Annotated in this window: 14 protein-coding genes; 6 read left to right on the forward strand and 8 right to left on the reverse strand. The window is 72.2% G+C overall.

Annotated elements, in window-relative coordinates; all coding sequences use genetic code 11:
• Positions 1-16 precede the first annotated feature (16 nt).
• The 6 genes from A3IG_RS0124055 to A3IG_RS31110 form a co-directional block, all read right to left on the reverse strand.
• Entirely contained in the window at positions 17-223 is a 207-nt protein-coding gene (locus A3IG_RS0124055; RefSeq protein WP_018386154.1) for a hypothetical protein, read from the reverse strand.
• A 117-nt stretch (positions 224-340) separates the two neighbouring features.
• Complete coding sequence (locus tag A3IG_RS0124060; protein WP_026220607.1) at positions 341-1,261, reverse strand: alpha/beta fold hydrolase; 921 nt, start codon at positions 1,259-1,261, stop codon at positions 341-343.
• A 96-nt stretch (positions 1,262-1,357) separates the two neighbouring features.
• Positions 1,358-1,804 (reverse strand): phage holin family protein, encoded by a 447-nt coding sequence (locus A3IG_RS31105; RefSeq protein ID WP_018386156.1) that lies wholly within the window; start codon positions 1,802-1,804, stop codon positions 1,358-1,360.
• 106 nt (positions 1,805-1,910) lie between these two features.
• Complete coding sequence (nhaA, locus tag A3IG_RS0124070; RefSeq protein WP_018386157.1) at positions 1,911-3,443, reverse strand: Na+/H+ antiporter NhaA; 1,533 nt, start codon at positions 3,441-3,443, stop codon at positions 1,911-1,913.
• A 260-nt stretch (positions 3,444-3,703) separates the two neighbouring features.
• On the reverse strand, positions 3,704-5,662 hold the full coding sequence (gene acs / locus A3IG_RS0124075) for an acetate--CoA ligase (protein WP_018386158.1): 1,959 nt from the start codon (positions 5,660-5,662) through the stop codon (positions 3,704-3,706).
• A gap of 187 nt (positions 5,663-5,849) precedes the next feature.
• Complete coding sequence (locus A3IG_RS31110; RefSeq protein WP_018386159.1) at positions 5,850-8,249, reverse strand: SulP family inorganic anion transporter; 2,400 nt, start codon at positions 8,247-8,249, stop codon at positions 5,850-5,852.
• 500 nt (positions 8,250-8,749) lie between these two features.
• Here A3IG_RS31110 and A3IG_RS0124085 point away from each other — a divergent pair, with 500 nt between their 5' ends.
• Entirely contained in the window at positions 8,750-9,997 is a 1,248-nt protein-coding gene (locus A3IG_RS0124085) for a polysaccharide deacetylase family protein (RefSeq protein WP_018386160.1), read from the forward strand.
• A 154-nt stretch (positions 9,998-10,151) separates the two neighbouring features.
• On the opposite strand, the gene A3IG_RS0124090 is transcribed toward A3IG_RS0124085, so the two are convergent.
• The gene (locus A3IG_RS0124090) at positions 10,152-11,132 is read right to left on the reverse strand and encodes an ATP-binding protein (RefSeq protein WP_018386161.1); all 981 of its coding nucleotides are present in this window, start codon (positions 11,130-11,132) and stop codon (positions 10,152-10,154) included.
• Positions 11,133-11,352: 220 nt separating this feature from the next.
• On the opposite strand from A3IG_RS0124090, the gene A3IG_RS0124095 reads away from it, so the two are divergent.
• Positions 11,353-12,192 (forward strand): Fic family protein, encoded by an 840-nt coding sequence (locus A3IG_RS0124095; RefSeq protein WP_018386162.1) that lies wholly within the window; start codon positions 11,353-11,355, stop codon positions 12,190-12,192.
• Positions 12,193-12,276: 84 nt separating this feature from the next.
• Here the strand turns inward: A3IG_RS0124095 and A3IG_RS0124100 are convergent, their stop codons facing one another.
• Positions 12,277-13,104 (reverse strand): HAD family hydrolase, encoded by an 828-nt coding sequence (locus tag A3IG_RS0124100; protein ID WP_040912223.1) that lies wholly within the window; start codon positions 13,102-13,104, stop codon positions 12,277-12,279.
• Positions 13,105-13,724: 620 nt separating this feature from the next.
• On the opposite strand from A3IG_RS0124100, the gene ssd reads away from it, so the two are divergent.
• Genes ssd through A3IG_RS0124120 form a run of 4 tightly spaced genes read left to right on the forward strand, consistent with a single transcriptional unit; the run spans position 13,725 to position 17,822 of the window.
• A complete protein-coding gene (ssd, locus tag A3IG_RS0124105) occupies positions 13,725-14,864 on the forward strand; it encodes a septum site-determining protein Ssd (protein WP_018386164.1) in 1,140 nt (379 codons plus the stop codon).
• Positions 14,861-16,066, forward strand: coding sequence for a TadA family conjugal transfer-associated ATPase (locus A3IG_RS0124110; RefSeq protein WP_018386165.1), 1,206 nt, complete (start codon positions 14,861-14,863; stop codon positions 16,064-16,066). Before ssd ends, A3IG_RS0124110 begins: the two co-directional genes overlap by 4 nt.
• Positions 16,063-17,013, forward strand: coding sequence for a type II secretion system F family protein (locus A3IG_RS0124115; RefSeq protein ID WP_018386166.1), 951 nt, complete (start codon positions 16,063-16,065; stop codon positions 17,011-17,013). Before A3IG_RS0124110 ends, A3IG_RS0124115 begins: the two co-directional genes overlap by 4 nt.
• Positions 17,010-17,822, forward strand: a complete 813-nt coding sequence (locus A3IG_RS0124120; protein ID WP_018386167.1) for a type II secretion system F family protein — start codon at positions 17,010-17,012, stop codon at positions 17,820-17,822. The genes A3IG_RS0124115 and A3IG_RS0124120 overlap by 4 nt, the downstream gene beginning before the upstream one ends.
• Positions 17,823-17,826: the final 4 nt, after the last annotated feature.

Below are 17,826 nucleotides of genomic sequence, written 5' to 3' on the forward strand. Positions count from 1 at the left end.
GGCGCCCGTACTGGGGTCAGTCGCTGCGCGCGTGCCGCAGACGGGCCGTCATCCACCGGGCACGCCGCCCGATGATGCGGGGGATGCCCACCGGGGGAGCGCCCAGGCGGTTTCCTTCGACCACGTCTTCCCTGCGCTCCGGCGGGTCCGCCAACGAGGCCGCGTGGTTCCCGGCACGGCGGTGGTCGTGTGACACGTCACGGTAGTCGTGCGTCCAGCCCATACCCCCGGTTGTGCCCGGACCGTGGCGTTGGTAACCGCTCCCGGCACCGCCAATCGGACTATGCGGCTGACCTATGTACCCCCTTCTGACCAGCACCGCAATGCTGTTCGAAGGAACTCAGCGGTCCGGTTCGGGGTCCTTCAGCCAGTTGACCAGCTCGGTCGAGAACACCACCGGGTCCTCCTCGGGCGGGAAGTGGCCGAGGCCCTCGAACAGCCGCCAGCGGTAGGGAGCCTCGACGTACTGACTCGATCCGGCCGCGCTGCGGGTGCGCATCACCGGATCGAGTGACCCGTGCAGGTGCAGGGTCGGGACACGGACGGGACGGCGCATCCGCCGGTTGAACTGGAACCCGTCAGGGCGCAGCAGGGAGCGCACCATCCAGCGGTAGGGCTCGATCGAGCAGTGTGCGGTGCTGGGGATCTGGATGGCCCGCCGGTACGTCCACAGCGTCTCCTCCCGGGGCTTGCGGGGCCCTGACCAGTCATGGACGATCCGTCCGACCAGGGCCGCGTCGTCCGCCACGAGCTGCCGCTCGGGGACCCAGGGGCGTTGGAAACCCAGGACGTAGGAGCCGGCCGCGGTCTGCCGCGGGTCCTTGACCATCGCGGAGCGCCAGCGACGCGGGTGCGGCATCGAGCACACGGCGAGCCGGCGGATCAGCTTGGGGCGCATCACCGCGGCGGTCCAGGCCAGGTACCCGCCGAGGTCGTGCCCGACCAGGGCGGCGTCGTGCTCGCCCAGGGAGCGGATCACCCCGCAGACGTCCAACGCCAGGTTGACCGGGTCGTAGCCGCGCGGCGTGCGGTCACTGCCGCCCACTCCGCGCAGGTCCATGGCCACCGCGCGGTAGCCCGCGTCGGCGAGCGCGGTCAGTTGGTGCCGCCAGGCCCACCAGAACTGGGGGAAGCCGTGCAGCAGCAGGACCAGCGGGCCCTCACCGGCCTCGGTGATGTGGAACCTGGCCCCGTTGGCGGCCACGTCCCGATGGGTCCAGGGGCCGTCGAGCCGCACCAACGAGGTATCAGCATCGGACATGCTGGCAGCCTGTCACAGCCGGCACCGGCTTCGCTCACCACGGGGAGGCCCCCAGCGGGGCCGGGCGGTGGTCGTCGTTGCCGGTGCGGCCACGGATCACGGCTGTGGTTCGCCGGAGCGCGGCCGCACGGTGCGCAGGGTCGCGGCGGTCTCCTTGACCGAGGCGATGCTCCGCCGGGCGAACGTGATCCGCTTCACCGCACGCGCGGCGAAGAGCGCGACGACCAGCGCGACGAGCAGGTACCCGCTGCCGACGATCAGGAACGACCAGCCCAGACCCAGACCGAGGGCGTGCAGGCCGTAGGCCGCGGCGAAGCTCAGCACCGGCAGGGCGAACGCCACCAGCACCCCGACCACGGCCAGGGCACCGCCAACGATTCCCGACCACTTGGCGTCCCGGCGCAGTTCGGCCTTGGCCAAGGCGATCTCGTCGTGCACCAGGTCCGAGATCTCGACCGTGGCCTTGGTCACCAGGGCGGCGAACGAGCTGTCCATGCGGGAGTGGTCGGCGGTCGGGGCCGACCCGTTGTCGGCAGCGGTCATCGGGGAGTCTCCGTGGGTGAGTGGGCGGGCGGTCCGTCGGGGGACGGGCACACGGGAGCACCTCGATCATGCCCAAAGGGATGAACCGGGGGCCACCCGACGGCCCCTATTGCTCGTCCTGCGGCGTGTCCGTGCCGTCCCGGGGCACGTCCCGCTCGCCCTGCTGGCCGCCGGACCGCTCGGTGGGCGGGGCGTCGTCCCGCGGTGCCCGGTCGCGGGCCTGGTCGGCCAGCCCACGGTGGGCGGCGGCCCTGGCCGCGTACAACTCGGCCATCCGGGCGTGCCACTGCGGGTCGTCCTGCTCGTACACGTCGGGGATGCCGTTGTGGTCCTCGTCCCGCTCCTCCTCCTCGGCCAGCTCCCGGTAGCGCCGGTTGCGGGCCCTGATCAGCGCTCCGGCGGTCAGGGCGGCGATGAGCGAGCCCACCAGCACCGCGGCCTTGGCGTGTTCGACCGTCGCGGGGTCGTCGGGGAAGGCGAGCTCCCCGATGAGCAGCGAGACGGTGAACCCGATCCCCGCCAGGGCGGCCACGGCGAAGACGTCCGCCCACTTCAGCTCCGGGTTGAGTTCTGCCCGGGTGAACCGCGCCGCCAGCCAGGTCCCGCAGAACACGCCCAGGGTCTTGCCGACGACGAGACCGAGGACCACGCCCAGCGGTTCCGGCTCGGTGAACACCGTGCCGAGGGCGTCACCGGAGATGGCGACCCCCGCCGCGAAGAGCGCGAACACCGGAACCACGAACCCGGCCGAGACCGGCCTGACCAGGTGCTCGATGTGCTCCCCCGGTGATCGCTGCTCACCCTCGCGCCTGACGCAGCGCAACATCAGCCCCATCGCCACCCCCGCCACCGTGGCGTGCACCCCGCTGGCGTGCATCAGTGCCCAGATGACCACCCCGAGCGGGACGTAGAGGTACCACCCGCGCACGCCGGTGCGCAGGAGCAGCCAGAACAGCAGCAGGCCGGCGAACGCTCCGAGCAGGGGCAGGAAGTGCACCTCCGCGGTGTAGAAGACGGCGATGACCAGGATGGCGCCGAGGTCGTCCACCACCGCCAGGGTCAGGAGGAACGCGCGCAGGGCGGAGGGCAGCGCGGTGCCGAGCACGGCGAGCACGGCGAGCGCGAAGGCGATGTCGGTGGCGGTCGGGATCGCCCAGCCACCGGTGGCACCGCCTCCGGCCGCGGTGGTGGTGACGTACACCAGGGCGGGTACCGCCATGCCGCAGACGGCGGCGATCACCGGCAGTACGGCGGCGGCCGGGTTGCGGAGCTCCCCGGCGACCAGTTCGCGTTTGAGTTCGATGCCGGCGACGAAGAAGAAGATGGTCAGCAGGCCGTCCTTGGCCCAGTCGGCGATCGACAGGTGCAGGTGCAGTGACTCCGGCCCCAGGTGGAAGTCCCGCACGTCGGCGTAGCCGCCGCTCAGCCCGGTGTTGGCCAGGACCAGTGCGGCGACCGCTGCCACCAGCAGCAGGACGCCGCCCACCGTCTCGGTGCGCAGCGCGTCGGCGACGAAGGCCCGCTCGGGCAGTGGGAGGCGGCCGAGGAAGACGGACCGGCGTGACGGCTGCTCCTGCGGGGCCCGGTGACCGGTGTCGTGGTGGACGCGGGACGGGCGGGTGAACAACTTCCGGAGCAAGGCGCGACTACCTCCTTCAGCGTTGACCGCTGTGAGGGCGTGGGCAGTGGTCGTGCCGACCAGACTTCCCGGCGCGCCTGTTGAGGAGTGTGTCGTGGAGGAACGTTTCTCGGCAGCCTACCGGACGCGGCGGCGGCGGGAGGAGTGCCGAACCGGTTGCTGGCCGGCGTGGATGCCGGTGCCCGGGGCGGGCACCTCCGGAGACGTATCCGGAGGTGNCCCGCCGGCATCGGGCTCACTCCCGGGCCGGGCCGGCCCGGTCAGCCCTCGGAGGAGGACGCGTGCGGCAGCTTCGCCTGGATCAGGTCCATGACCGTGGTGTCGGTCAGCGTGGTGACGTCACCGAGCTCCTTGTTCTCGGCCACGTTGCGCAGCAGCCGGCGCATGATCTTGCCGGAACGCGTCTTGGGCAGCTCGGCGACCGCCAGGACCCGCTTCGGCTTGGCGATCGGACCGAGGGCCTGGCCCACGTGCGCCCGCAGTTCCTCGGTGAGACCGTCGTCCTCGGCCGCGGAGCCGCGGAGTATGACGAACGCCACGATGGCCTGCCCGGTCGTCGGGTCCGCGGCGCCGACCACGGCCGCCTCGGCCACCTTGGGGTGGGAGACCAGGGCCGACTCCACCTCGGTGGTGGAGATGTTGTGCCCGGAGACCAGCATCACGTCGTCCACCCGGCCGAGCAGCCAGATGTCGCCGTCCTCGTCCTTCTTCGCTCCGTCGCCGGCGAAGTACCGGTTCTCGAAGCGCGACCAGTAGGTGTCCAGGTAACGCTGGTCGTCGCCCCAGATGGTGCGGAGCATCGACGGCCAGGGCTCACTGAGGACGAGGTAACCGCCGGAGCCGTTGGGCACCTCGTTCGCCTCCTCGTCCACCACGGTGGCGGCGATCCCCGGCAGCGGCACCTGTGCGGAACCCGGCTTGGCCGCGGTGACCCCCGGCAGCGGGCTGATCATGATGGCGCCGGTCTCCGTCTGCCACCAGGTGTCCACCACCGGGGTGCGGTCCGCACCGATGGTCCTGCGGTACCACACCCACGCCTCGGGGTTGATCGGCTCGCCGACCGATCCGAGGATGCGCAGGCTGGACAGGTCGAAGCGGGCGGGGATGTCGTCGCCCCACTTCATGCAGGTGCGGATGGCCGTCGGCGCGGTGTACAGGATCGTCACCCCGTACTTCTGCACGATCTCCCACCAGCGGCCCTGGTGCGGGGTGTCCGGGGTGCCCTCGTAGAGGACCTCGGTGGCGCCGTTGGCGAGCGGGCCGTAGACGATGTACGAGTGCCCGGTCACCCAGCCCACGTCGGCGGTGCACCAGTAGACGTCCGTCTCGGGCTTGAGGTCGAACACCGCGTGGTGGGTGTAGGCGACCTGGGTGAGGTAGCCGCCGCTGGTGTGCAGGATTCCCTTGGGCTTGCCGGTGGTGCCCGAGGTGTACAGGATGAACAGCGGGTGTTCGGCCGGGAACGCCCGGGGGGTGTGCTCGGCGGACTGGCCGTCCACCGTCTCGTGCCACCACAGGTCACGGCCCTCGGTCCAGTCCACCGGCTGCCCCGTGCGGCGCACCACCAGGACGTTGCGCACGTTGGGCGTGCGGGAGACGGCCTCGTCCACCGCGGGCTTGAGGGCGTTGGGCTTGCCGCGCCGGTACCCACCGTCCGCGGTGATGACCACACGGGCGTCGGCGTCCTCGATGCGGGTGGCCAGCGCGTCGGCGGAGAACCCACCGAAGACCACCGAGTGCGGGGCGCCGACGCGGGCGCAGGCCAGCATCGCGACCACGGTCTCCGGGATCATCGGCATGTAGATCGCGACGCGGTCGCCCGCCTCGACGCCCAGCGACGTCAGCGCGTTGGCCGCCTTGCAGACCTCCTGCTGCAACTCGGCGTAGGTCAGGGTGCGGGTGTCGCCCGGCTCGCCCTCGAAGTGGATGGCGACCCGGTCCCCGAGCCCGGCCTCGACGTGCCGGTCCACACAGTTGTAGGCGACGTTCAGCTCTCCGTCCGCGAACCACTTGGCGAACGGGGGGTTGGACCAGTCCAGCGTCTCCTGCGGTGTCGTGCTCCAGGTGAGCCTGCGTGCCTGTTCCGCCCAGAACGCGAGGCGGTCCGCCGTCGCGCGCGCATAGCTCTCGGCGGTCACGTTCGCGGCGGCTGCCACCTCGGCCGGGGGCGGGAACCTCCGTTCTTCCTTCAGCAGGTTTGCCAGGCTCTCACTGCTCACGACATCTCCCTTTCCGGGGCTCTTCCAGATTCTCCGGGCTAGCTCATCAGGAGAGGGGGAACCTGACAAGAGCAACCGGTGGAAACTGGTTTAGACCTGTCGCGGTGAGCAGGTCAAGCCGGGTTCACCATGCGAAAGCCGTGGGGACCGCCGGGCCGGTCGAGCCGGGCCCGGCGGAAGGAGACGATCAGCCGGGACGGCAGCCCACGGCGAGGTCGGGCCGCACCCGTTGGAAGGTGTCGGACGCCGGGTCGAACACGTAGACCTGGGCGCTGGGGATGTCGAAGTACATTCCGGTGAGCCGCAGTCCGCCCTCCTGGAGCCTGCGGCCCACGCAGTCGTGCGCCCGCAGGTGGTCGAGCTGACGGACCACGTTGACCAGGGCCAACCGTTCCACCCGGTCGGTGGTGGGCCGGTCGTCGAGGCGGGGGGCGGCCCGGTCGGTCCCGTCCAGGCCGGGGAGCCCGTGGCGCAACCACCTGGCGAGCGGGGTGCCGGTCTCCGTTCCGGCTCCCACCAGGGCCTGCATGGCGCCACAGCCGGAGTGACCGCAGACGGTGACGCTGGTGACCCGCAGCACCTCCACGGCGTACTCGATGGCTGCGGCCACCGAGTCGTCGCCGACCTCCTCGCCGGGCAGCGGGACGAGGTTGCCCACGTTGCGCACGGTGAACAGGTCCCCCGGGCCACTCGACGTGATCATGCTGGTGACCAGCCGGGAGTCGGCACAGGTCAGGAAGAGCTGGGAGGGGTGTTGACCCTCTCTGGCCAGCCGGGCCAGGTCGGCGCGGACCAGGGGGGCGGTGTGGCGCTGGAAGGCGCTGACCCCGCCGAGGAGCAGGGGATCACTCGCCGGCTCCTCGGCCGGGGGCTCCGGGTCCCGCGGGGCGGTGGCCCAGGAGGTCCACGGGCGGCGGCCCTCGTCCGTCACGTCCCGTCGCTCGGGATCACCGGCGTACCCGCAGACCTCGACGGACCCGCCGCGCGCGGTGTACCCCGTCTGCCAGGCCCGCAGGGACTCGGAGGCGGCGTGGTCCATGAACGAGCCCCGCAGCTCCAACGTGACCCGCCCGCCCTCCGGGACGCGCCCCAGCGCGCGGCTCAGCCTGGGCACGGAGAGGAAGGTGAGCTGCCCGCGCACCTGGACGTGGTGGAACTCGCCGGTCGCCGCCACCACGACACGCGTCCTGGCCAGCCGGTGCAACGCCAGACCCATGGCCACCGCGACCCCCAGGGCCACCCCCTCGAGCACGCCGCCGAGGATCACCCCGGCGACGGTGACCAGGTAGACCGGGAACTCCCGGTGCCGCCACACGTGCCGCATGTGCAGGAGGTTCACCATCTGCACGCCGACCACCAGCACCAGGGCGGCGAGCGCGGCCAGCGGGATGCGCTCCAGCAGTGCCGCGAACAGACCGACGCAGAGGACCACCCAGCAGCCGTGCAGCACGGCGGAGGCACGGGTCTGTGCGCCGGCCCGGACGTTGGCGGTGCTGCGGACCGCGACACCGGTGATCGGCAACCCGCCCAACGCCCCGGAGACCACGTTCCCGGCGCCCTGACCGAGCAGCTCGCGGTCGAGGTTGGCCCTGGGGCCGTGGTGCAGCCGGTCGATGGCGACGGCCGACAGCAGCGACTCCACGCTCGCCACCAACGTCACCGTCAGCACCGCCGCGACCAGCCCGAGCGCCGGCCCCCTGGGCGTCTCGGGGAGCGCGTGGCTGTTCCACGAGGGCAGCTCCACCAGGGCCAGGTCGAGGCCGAACCCGATGGCGACCGTGGTGGCGAGGGCGACCGCGGCGAGGGCGCCCGGCACCTTGCGCAGCGCGGCGCCCCACCGCCCGGGCAACCGGGGCCACAGCAGCAGGACGGCGGCGGTGAGGAGACCGATCGTGGTGGCCGGGGCATGGTGACCGAGGAGCTGCCCGGGCAGGGCGGTGATGTTGGCCAGGGCGGAGTCCTCAGGGGCGCCTCCGAGCACGACGTGGGCCTGGGCGAGGGCGACGGTCACCCCGATCCCGGCGAGCATGCCGTGGATGATGGCGGGTGACACCGCGAGCGCGGCCCGGGCGATCCGCACCGAGCCGAGGACGAGTTGGGAGAGCCCGGCGAGCACGGTGATGGCGCAGGTGGTGCGCCAGCCATAGGTGTTGATCAGGTCGGCGACGACCACGGTGAGCCCTGCCGCCGGGCCGCTGACCTGGAGCGGTGCGCCTCCGAGCGTGCCGACGACGAGGCCGCCGACGGCGGCGGCGACCAGCCCCGCCTGCAGGGGCGCCCCGGTGGCGAGGGCGATGCCGAGGGACAGCGGGATGGCGATGAGGAAGACCGTCACCGAGGCGGCCACGTCGGCGCGCCGGGGCAGGGTCCTGGCGAGAGGCGCGCGCTTGCTCGGCGGTGGTTCCTCGGTACCAGGTGACGCGTTCGCACGGTGCGGCGCGGGGATGTGGCGCCCTCCGCCGGCCGGTGGCCGACCGTCGAGGGTCGGGGCCCGGCGGGCGGAGGGCCCGGTCCCGCGGGTGGGGGCGGTGTCGGGCGGGGGTTCGGCGGTGGGTGGCTCGTCGGTCGGCGTGTTGCCAGAGTGCATGGTGTCCCGTCTCCTCCGGGGCGGCGCAGCCGGGCTGGTGCGCCCAGGCTGCGGGGCGGGGGTACCGGGCCGGAGCCGGCCCGGGCAGTCACTGGAGCCCGAGAGATGTCTCGGGGCGGTGGCTTCCGTGGGTCACGGGGGTGCGGCGGGAGCGTGGCTGCCCCTGGATGGGGCGCCTGTCGGTCGGTTGACCGATGTGGGGGACTGTGTCTCCATCCGAGATTCGGTAAACAAAGAGTAATGGCACGTCAATGTTTCAGTAAGTGCGCCGTGTTGCTATCCAGGGAAATTCGCCCGATCGAGTGAAGATAAGTCGATTATCCGAAAAACAGTGTTCGGTGAGGGGTCGTGTCTCGCGGCCGGTTCACCGGAACGCCGTGGCACGTTGAACCGCGAGGGGCGCGCACCAGCAAGAAATGGTGGGTGATGCGCACGCCGGCGCGTAGCAGATGTTGACATGGCGTGCGAAAGCCGCGCAGCACCGGAACGAGGTTACGTCCATGAAGGCCACTTCTGTCATCGCCGCGGTCGCCGTGGCCACCGTACTGGCGTCGCTCGGCGCCTGCTCGGACGGTGGTTCGTCGGACCGGCACGGCCGTCACGACCGGCCCGGACGAGGACAGCAGGGTGCGCCCGACGACCAGCCGGGCAAGCGCCGCTCGGAGCCGATCGGCGACGGGTCCACGGCGGACACGGGACCGCAACCGAACCAGCCGACGGTGAAGCGTCTCGTTCCAGGAGAGCGGCCACCGCAGTTCGTGGTCTTCTCCTGGGACGGTGCGGGCGAGGACGGGAACCACCTCTTCTCACACTTCCGAGAACTGGGGAAGCGGCACCGCGCCTCGATGACCTACTTCCTCAGCGGCGTGTACCTCCTCCCGGATTCCGCACGGCACCGTTACGACCCGCCCCGTCATCCCCGCGGATCGTCCGACATCGGATTCACCTCCGAGGAGAACCTCGTCGCCACTGTGGAACAGCTCAGGCTCGCCTGGCTGGAGGGAAACGAGATCGGTACCCATTTCAACGGTCATTTCTGCGGCCCGAATGACGGAGTGGGTACCTGGACGCCGGCCGAGTGGAAGAGTGAGATCAATCAGGCCAAGTCGTTCGTCACCACGTGGCGCACCACCACCGGGCGGGATGACATCGATCCCCTGCCGTTCGATTACGAGAAGGAACTCGTCGGAGGACGGGCGCCGTGCCTGGAGGGCCAGCAGAACCTGATTGCCGCCGCCAAGGAGATGGGGTTCCGCTACGACGCCAGTTCCCCTGGTGGTCTGCAGGTCTGGCCCAAGAAGATCGACGGCATCTGGGACTTCCCGCTGCAACAAGTCCCCTTCCCCGGGCGGAAGTTCGAAACATTGTCCATGGACTACAACTTCCTGGCGAACCAGTCCGGCAGTGTCCAGGGAGATCCGGCGATGCACGACACCTGGCATCAACAGACCAGGGACGGTCTCCTGGCTGGTTTCGAACGTGTTTATGAGGGCAATCGAGCTCCTCTGTTTATCGGCAACCACTTCGAACAGTGGAACGGCGGTATCTACATGCGGGCCGTGGAAGAGGTCATCAAGACCGTGTGCACCAAGGAGGAGGTCCGGTGCGTCTCCTTCCGGCAACTCGCCGACTGGCTGGACGCACAGGACCCCGAGGTGCTCGAGCGCCTGCGGACCCTGGAGGTGGGACAGCAGCCGGAGTGGTCCACGTTCCTGGGGGCGGCGGCCAGCGACGTCACGCAGGGCTGACCTGCGGCCGGGGAGTACCCGGCCCCGTCACCAGCACGGAGCGGTGCGCCCACCGAGGCACTGGTGGGTTGGACCCACCCGGGCACTCCTGGCCGGTGCCCCGGCATGGGCACGGGCTCGTCGTGGCCGGGTGCTGCCGGCCGCCCGGCGCGCGTCAGGTCAGGGCCGCTGCTGCTTCCCCCAGGCAGAAGTCCGGGTCCACCTGGCCGGTGAGGTCGGTCCCCACCCTGGCGCTGCCCCAGCTCTGCGCGTTCTTGACGTGGAAGTGCACCATCTGACGGGTGTACCGGTCCCAGTCACGGTGCTCGTAGGCGGCGTCCGCGGCCTCCTGCATCGTGGCCAGCGCCCGCGCGTTGGGCTCCTCCAGGGCGTCGAAGCGGAGCGGGCACCCCTTCTCCGCCGAACGCACCCAGTCCGAGTGGCCGACCGTCACCAGCAGGTCATCCCCCACCTCCGCACGCAGGAAGGCGAGGTCGTCCGGCCCCTGCACCTTGTTGCCGATCACCCGTAGGGCGACGTCGAAGTCACGGGCGTACTCCTGGTACTGCCGGTACACCGCCACGCCCTTGCGGGTCGGCTCGGCCACCAGGAACGTCATGTCGAACCTGGTGAACATGCCGGAGGCGAACGAGTCGGAACCCGCGGTCATGTCGACGACCACGTACTCGCCCGGCCCGTCCACGAGGTGGTTGAGACAGATCTCGACGGCGCCCACCTTGGAGTGGTAGCAGGCGACGCCCAGGTCGGCCTCGTTGAACGGTCCGGTGACCAGCAGACGCACCAGGCCGCCGTCCAACGGGACCGGGCGCGCGCACAGGTCGTAGACGGGGTTGGCCTCCACCACGCGCAACAGCCGGGAGCCGCGGCCGGGCGGCGTGGTCTTGATCATCGCGTCGGCGCTGGTGATGCGGGGGTTGGTCCCGCGCAGGTACTCCTTGATCTGCGGCAGGTGAGCGCCCATGGCGGGCAACGCGGCGGCCTCGCGCTCGTCCAGGCCGAGCGCGACGCCGAGGTGCTGGTTGATGTCGGCGTCCACCGCGATCACGGGGAGCCGGGCGGCGGCGAGGTGACGGACGAAGAGGGAGGAGAGCGTGGTCTTGCCGCTGCCGCCCTTGCCGACGAAGGCGATCTTCATGGATGAGCTCCTGGACTGCTGACCCGGCCCTGAACGGGGGGCGAGGTGCGTTCCGCCGCCGAGGGGCGGAGCACCCAAAGTGAATTGGCAACCGTTATCGTATCCATAACGTACGGGCATAGTAACGAGATTGCTGCGGATTGTTACCGGCTCCATGGGGGAGTCACTCCATCGGGGGGTTCTCGGACTGCCCACACCGAGGTGCGTAGGGTCTGGACCCATGAGTAACAACGACCCTCTTGCCGCCCTGGCAGCGCTGCCGGGCGTCACCGAGTCGGTGGAGTCGGTGCGGAAGGCAGTGGACCGGGCCTACGGACACCGGGTGATGCGTCGACGGAGCAGTGAGGTGACGGCCGAGGCCGCGCTCCGCGGGGCGCGGGCCTCGGCGGCCTGTGAGGGGGCGGACTGGCCGCTGGAGGAGGTGCGCCGGCGCAGTGACTTCTCCGTCGGTGCGGACGGCGGGCACGGTGAGGCCGAACTCGTCGGCGCGGCACTGCGGCTCTCCGCGGAAGCCGGGCACCTGCTGGAGGTCTGGCGGCGGGCGCCGTTGCAGGCCCTGGCTCGGCTGCACCTCCTTGCGGCGAGCGGAACCCTCGATGCCGACCGGGTCGGACGTCCGCGTCGGGACGGGGAGGAACCCGTGTCGCCGCCGCCGGCGCGACTCCTGACGCCGCCTCCGGCCGAGGAGGTGGCGGGGCGGCTGGACGGGCTGGCCCGGTTGCTGCTCGCCGGGACCGAGGCACCGGCGCTCGTGGTGGCCGCGGTGGTGCACGGCGAGGTGCTGGCGCTGCGTCCGTTCGGTTCGATGGACGGGCTGGTCGCGCGGGCGGCGCAGCGTGTCACCCTGGTCTCCGCCGGCCTGGACCCCAAGGCGATCTGCCCGGCGGAGGTGGGGCTGGCCGAGCTGGGGGCCGAGGCGTACGCCGGCGCGCTGCAGGCCTACGCCTCCGGGACGCCGGACGGTGTCGCGTCCTGGATCGCCCACTGTGCCGAGGCCCTCCTGCTCGGCGTGCGGGAGACCACCGCGGTGTGCGAGGCGCTGCAGCGCGGTGCCGCCTGAACCAGTGCGCCGTGCGGTGTGAGATGCCACCGTGCTCTGGTGCGACGCCCGGTACGGGCCCCGGGTGCCGGCGCCCCGCCGAGCTCACCAGGTGGGGGTTCTCCTGCGGGTGGCGTACCAGACCACTCCGGCGGTGGTCACCGCGGCACCGACGGCCGCGAGGGCGACGGCGAGCGGTGGTGCGGCGCTGAGCGAGGGGAGCCGGCGGCGCAGCCTGACCGGGCGGCTGAAGGTCAGGACCGGCCACTGGCGCGCGACTGCCTCACGGCGCAGCGCGCGGTCCGGGTTGACGGCGCAGGGGTGCCCGACGGCCTCGAGCATCGGCAGATCGGTGATGGAGTCGCTGTAGGCGTAGCTGCGGTGAAGGTCGTACCCTTCGCTCTCGGCCAGCTCCGCAATGGCCCGGGCCTTGGTCTCGGCGTAGGCGTAGTACTCGATCTCACCGGTGTAGCAGCCGTCCACCACCTCCATCCGGGTGGCCACCACGTGGTCGGCGCCGAGCATCTCCCCAATGGGTTCCACGACCTCCGAGCCCGATGTGCTGACTATCACAATGTCGCGTCCCGCGGTGTGGTGCTCCTCGATCAGTGAGGCCGCCTCGTCGTAGATGATGGGATCGATCAGTTCGTGGAGGGCTTCGGCGATGATTTCCCTGACCTGCTGGACGTCCCATCCCCGGCACAACGTGGAGAGGTACTCCCGCAGTCCCTCCATCTGGTCGTGGTCGGCCCCTCCCGCCAGGAAGACGAACTGCGCGTAGGCGGTGCGCAGTACGGCGCGGCGGTTGATCAGCCCACCGCGGTAGAAGGTTCTGCCGAAGGCGAGCGCGCTCGACTTCGCGATGACCGTCTTGTCCAGGTCGAAGAAGGCCGCGGCACGCGGTTGGGGGTGGTTTTCCACGGGGATGAGGATAGGCGCCCACCATTCGGCGTAAGCTGGGGCGCGTGGGTTTGCCTGAGAAGGCTCTCGGGTACACCATGGAAGTCACGGATCGTTCGCGACCGTGCTAACCCGGACCGACTCCTCCCCCCCCGAGTCGGCCGTGGGGACGACCCCCGCTCTCCCCCCCGGCGGGGGTCGTCGCATGTCCGGACGCATTTTTCCTCCCCTGTGAACTTCCCCCTTCCACGCCCTTCCACTCATTCTTCTTCCCTTGGGTGACCAGCGACTTGTCGTCCTACTTGTCGGTCTACTCGCGTATCCGACTACTCATCCATGATGACTGGTTGCTTGTTGTGTAGATGGCGGTCTGTTGTGTGGGTTCGCGCTCGCAATGAGTGTTCCGTCGGTGGCGCAGTGTCAATGGCTACGTTGTCCGTGTCGGGGACTCCGTGTCGGCGAGTACGTGTCGACCTACGTGGACAAGAGTGACAGTGTTCCCGGATGTGGGTGAAGTCACCCGGTTGAGTGACGAGACTTTCCACAAGCTGCTAATTGTCCCCAGAAACGGCCCAAGATCCCCGAGAGAACCGGCAATGGGTCCACCGTGATCCCCGGCGCGCCGACCGTGCGCGCGACGAAGGGGGAGGGCCATGGTTGGACCGGACAGGCCGAAGGGCCCGGACGTCCCGGCCGGTGAGCGCGCCGGTGGGAGGACGCTGATCGTCACCGAGGACGAGGAGCTCCTCGACGACCTACTACGCCTGTGCGCGGCGGCCGGGGCCGAGCCGGAGGTGGTCCACGGCAGGCTGTCGCCGCTGCACCGGGCGAGCTGGGAGAGCGCGCCGCTGGTGCTCGTCGGGGACGACTCGGCGGCTCGTCTCGCCCGCGGCGAGGAGGTGAGCGGGGCTCGCCGCGGTGGGGTGCTGCTGATCGGTCGGGACCTGGACGACCAGGGCGTCTGGCGCAGGGCCGTCGAGATCGGCGCGGACCACGTGCTGTTCCTCCCCGATGCCGAGCCCTGGCTGGTGGACCGGATCGCCGACGCGACGGAAGGCGTGGGACAGCAGGCGCTCACCGTGGGGGTGATCGGCGGCCGGGGCGGAGCCGGGGCGAGCACGCTGGCGTGCGCCCTCGCTGTGACGGCTGCCCGTGGCGGCCAGCGCACCGTGTTGGTGGACGCCGATCCGCTGGGTGGTGGCCTCGACGTGCTGCTGGGCGGCGAGCGCACCGACGGGCTGCGCTGGCCGGACCTGGCCGGCTCCCGGGGGCGGGTCAACGGTGGCGCGCTGGAGGAGTCGCTGCCCCACCTGCACGACCTCGCGGTGCTGTCCTGGGACCGCTCCGACACGGTGTCCGTGCCTGCCGAGGCGATGCGCTCGGTGCTCGGCGCCGCCCGGCGGTGCGGCGGGCTCGTGGTGGTGGACATGCCCCGCCGGGTCGATGACGCGGCGGCAGAGGCACTCTCCCAGACGGACATCGGGCTGTTGGTGGTCCCCTCCGAACTGCGCGCCGTGGCGGCGGCCAGGCGGGTGGCGTCCACGGTCGGGATGGTGCTCGGGGACCTACGGGTGGTGGTGCGGGGGCCGGTGGCGTCCGGACTGCGGGACGAGGACATCGCGGGGATGCTCCGGCTCCGGCTCGCCGGGGAGCTGCCGCCCGAGCCGGGACTTGTCGCCGCGCTGCACGGCGGGGAGCCCCCCGGCGGCAGTGCCCGGGGCCCGCTGGCCCGGTTCTGCTCCGCCTTCCTCAGCGAGGTGCTCCCGGCGCCCGGGGGGAGTGCGGCGGCATGAGCGGGGCCGTGCTGACCGGAGCGCCCGGTGCACCGCGCGGGGAGGACCACACCGCGCTGGTTGACGCCGTGCGGCTGCGGCTCGCCGAGGCGGGCGACGAACCGACCCCGGCCCGGGTGGCCGCCGCGCTGCGGGCGCAGGGCAGGCTGCTGGGGGACACCGCGGTGCTCGGGGTGGTGCGGGCGTTGCGGTCCGAGATGGTCGGTGCGGGCCCGCTGGAGCCGCTGCTCGCCCAGGAGCGGGTCACCGACGTGCTGGTGAACGGCCCGGACCAGGTCTGGATCGACCGGGGCGGCGGGCTGGAACGGGTCCCCGTCCGGTTCCCGGACGCAGCAGCGGTGCGCTCGCTCGCCCAGCGGCTGGCGATGTCCGCGGGTCGGCGGCTGGACGACGCCCACCCTTACGTCGACACCCGGTTGCCTGACGGCACGCGGCTGCACGCGGTGCTGCCCCCGGTCGCCGTGGGCTCCCCCTGCCTGTCGCTGCGGGTGGTCCGCTCCCGGGCGTTCACCCTCGATGACCTGGTCGCCGCGGGAACGCTGGGTGCGCAGGGCGCGGCGCTGCTCGGGGCGGTGCTCGACGCCCGCCTCTCCTTCCTCGTCAGCGGCGGGACGGGCAGCGGCAAGACCACGCTGCTCGGCACCCTGCTGGGGCGGGTCGCGCCCGATGAGCGGATCGTGCTCGCCGAGGACTCCGCGGAGTTGCGCCCGGCCCATCCCCATGTGGTGCGGCTCGAGACCAGGCCCGCCAACCAGGAGGGCGCCGGGCTGGTCACCCTCCGCGACCTGGTCCGGCAGGCGCTGCGGATGCGCCCGGACCGGCTGGTGGTGGGCGAGGTCCGCGGGCCGGAGGTCACCGATCTGCTGGCTGCCCTGAACACGGGACACGAAGGCGGCTGTGGAACTGTCCACGCCAACGCCGCGGCGGACGTGCCGGCGCGGCTGGAGGCCCTGGGAGCCACCGCGGGCCTTGACCGGTTCTCCCTGCACAGCCAACTGGCCGCGGCGCTCGCCGTCCTGGTGCACGTCGTGCGGGAGCGCGGCGGCAGACGACGCGTCGCCGAGCTGCACGTGCTGGAGCGCACCGCCGCCGGTCTGGTGGTCACCGTACCCGCGGTGGTGTGGCCAGCCGACGGCCGGATCGTCCGGGGGCGCGGCTGGCAGCGGCTCCAGTCGCTGTGCCGCCGCGGGGACGTCCCGTGAGCCCCGGGACGGCCGCTGCCTGGGTGGTGCTCGCCGGTGCGGCGGCCTGGTTGCTCTCCGGGCGGGACGAGGCGCTGCGGCGGGCCCGCTGGGTCACCGGGGCCAGAGAGGTCGCAGGGGTGGGTGTCGCCGGCGCAGGACCCGCAGGGCCGGGCCCTACCGCCGTGGCCTGGGGGCCGCCCCGCCCGGCGTGGGGGCGGTACCGCGGGGCGTTCTCGTCGGGGTGGCGGCGGCTGGCCGACGGGCCGAGGGGCTGGGCCGGGGAGGTGGGATGCGTGGTCGCCGGTGCGGCGGTCGCCTTGCTCTCGCGCTCGCCACTGCCCGCACTCGCGGGTGTCGCGGCGGTGCCGCTGGTTCGGCGGTGGTTGCGGAGGCGGGCCGGGGAACGGCAGGCGGCCAGGCGCCGGGCTGGTGTGGTCGAGCTGTGTTCCGGCCTGGCCGGGGAGCTGCGCACCGGTCGGCCGCCGCAGCAGGTGCTCGCCGAAGCGGTCGAGGACAGCCCGTGGATGACCGGGCCGGGGCTGTCGGAGGCGGCGGTGGGCGTGCTGGCGGCGGCTCGGTTCGGCGGGGACGTGCCGGCAGCGCTCCGCCGGGCCGCGGGCGCGCCCGGGGCCGAGGGCCTCGCCGGGGTGGCCGCCTGCTGGCAGGTCGCGGTGGACCGCGGGTGTGGGCTGGCCGAAGGCGTCGAACGGGTGGGGGCGGCGCTGAGGGAGCAGCAGCGGCTGGACGACGAGCTGCGGGCCGAGTTGGCCGGGCCACGTTCCACCGCGGCGCTGCTCGCCGCGTTGCCGATGGTCGGGCTGCTGCTGGGTACCGCCCTGGAGGCGCAGCCGCTTCGAGTGCTCCTGCACACCCCCGCGGGCCTCGGCTGCCTTGTGCTCGGTGCCGTCTTGCAGGGGTTGGGGCTCGCCTGGACGGCGCGGATCGTCCGGAGGGCAGCGGCATGACCGGGTTGTTGCGGTCGCTGCCGCTGCTGGCACTGCTGTCCTGTGGTGGCGTAGCCCTCTGGTCGGCTGTGGCGGCGGGCCGGCGGTCCAGGGCGCTGCGACTGCGCGTGCGGGCTCTCGCCGGGTGCGGGAAGCCGCAGCGCACCCCGTGGCGTGACCGGCTCCCCGGGAGGGCCAGTCGCCGGTCCGGGCTACCGGGTACGGCACTCGGCGCCCCCGCCGCCGGGATCGGCACCGCGGCGTTGGTCGGCGGGCCCGAGGGAGTGCTCGCCGGGGCGCTGCTCGCCGTCGCGGTACTGGCCTGGTGGCGTCGCGGCGCCTTGGTCGGGGCGCCGCAACGAGGTTCGGCCGCGGACGTCGAGCGGGTGCGGCGGGAGCTTCCCCTGGTGGCGGATCTGCTCGCGGCCTGTTTCGCGGCGGGAGCGGGGCCCCGGCAGGCCGCCGAGGCGGTGGGGGGCTCCGTCGGCGGGCCCCTGGGCGAACAGCTGACCAGAGTCGGTGCCGAGCTGAGGCTCGGCGGTGACCCCGCGCAGTGCTGGGCGAGGTTCACGTCCACACTGCCCGCCGCGGCCGACCTCGGCCGCCGCATGGAACGGGCCTGTGCGTCCGGGGCACCGCCGGTGCGCCCTGTCGAGGCACTGGCCGCGCAGTGCAGGGCCGAGGCGGCACAGACCGGGCGGGCCCGGGCACGAAGGGCGGGGGTGCTGGCCACGGCTCCGTTGGGGTTGTGCTTTCTCCCCGCCTTCCTGCTGGTCGGTGTCGTCCCGATGGTGATCGGGCTGACCGGGACCATGCTCGCCGGCGGATGACCAA

It is taken from the genome of Wenjunlia vitaminophila DSM 41686 (genome assembly GCF_000380165.1).
GTDB classification, from domain to species: Bacteria; Actinomycetota; Actinomycetes; order Streptomycetales; family Streptomycetaceae; genus Wenjunlia; species Wenjunlia vitaminophila.

Coding starts and splice junctions, on each gene's coding strand:
- A3IG_RS0124055 (WP_018386154.1), bottom strand. CDS start 223: ATGGGCTGGACGCACGACTACCGTGACGTGTCACACGACCACCGCCGT.
- A3IG_RS0124060 (WP_026220607.1), bottom strand. CDS start 1,261: ATGTCCGATGCTGATACCTCGTTGGTGCGGCTCGACGGCCCCTGGACC.
- A3IG_RS31105 (WP_018386156.1), bottom strand. CDS start 1,804: ATGACCGCTGCCGACAACGGGTCGGCCCCGACCGCCGACCACTCCCGC.
- A3IG_RS31110 (WP_018386159.1), bottom strand. CDS start 8,249: ATGCACTCTGGCAACACGCCGACCGACGAGCCACCCACCGCCGAACCC.
- A3IG_RS0124085 (WP_018386160.1), top strand. CDS start 8,750: ATGAAGGCCACTTCTGTCATCGCCGCGGTCGCCGTGGCCACCGTACTG.
- A3IG_RS0124090 (WP_018386161.1), bottom strand. CDS start 11,132: ATGAAGATCGCCTTCGTCGGCAAGGGCGGCAGCGGCAAGACCACGCTC.
- A3IG_RS0124095 (WP_018386162.1), top strand. CDS start 11,353: ATGAGTAACAACGACCCTCTTGCCGCCCTGGCAGCGCTGCCGGGCGTC.
- ssd (WP_018386164.1), top strand. CDS start 13,725: ATGGTTGGACCGGACAGGCCGAAGGGCCCGGACGTCCCGGCCGGTGAG.
- A3IG_RS0124110 (WP_018386165.1), top strand. CDS start 14,861: ATGAGCGGGGCCGTGCTGACCGGAGCGCCCGGTGCACCGCGCGGGGAG.
- A3IG_RS0124120 (WP_018386167.1), top strand. CDS start 17,010: ATGACCGGGTTGTTGCGGTCGCTGCCGCTGCTGGCACTGCTGTCCTGT.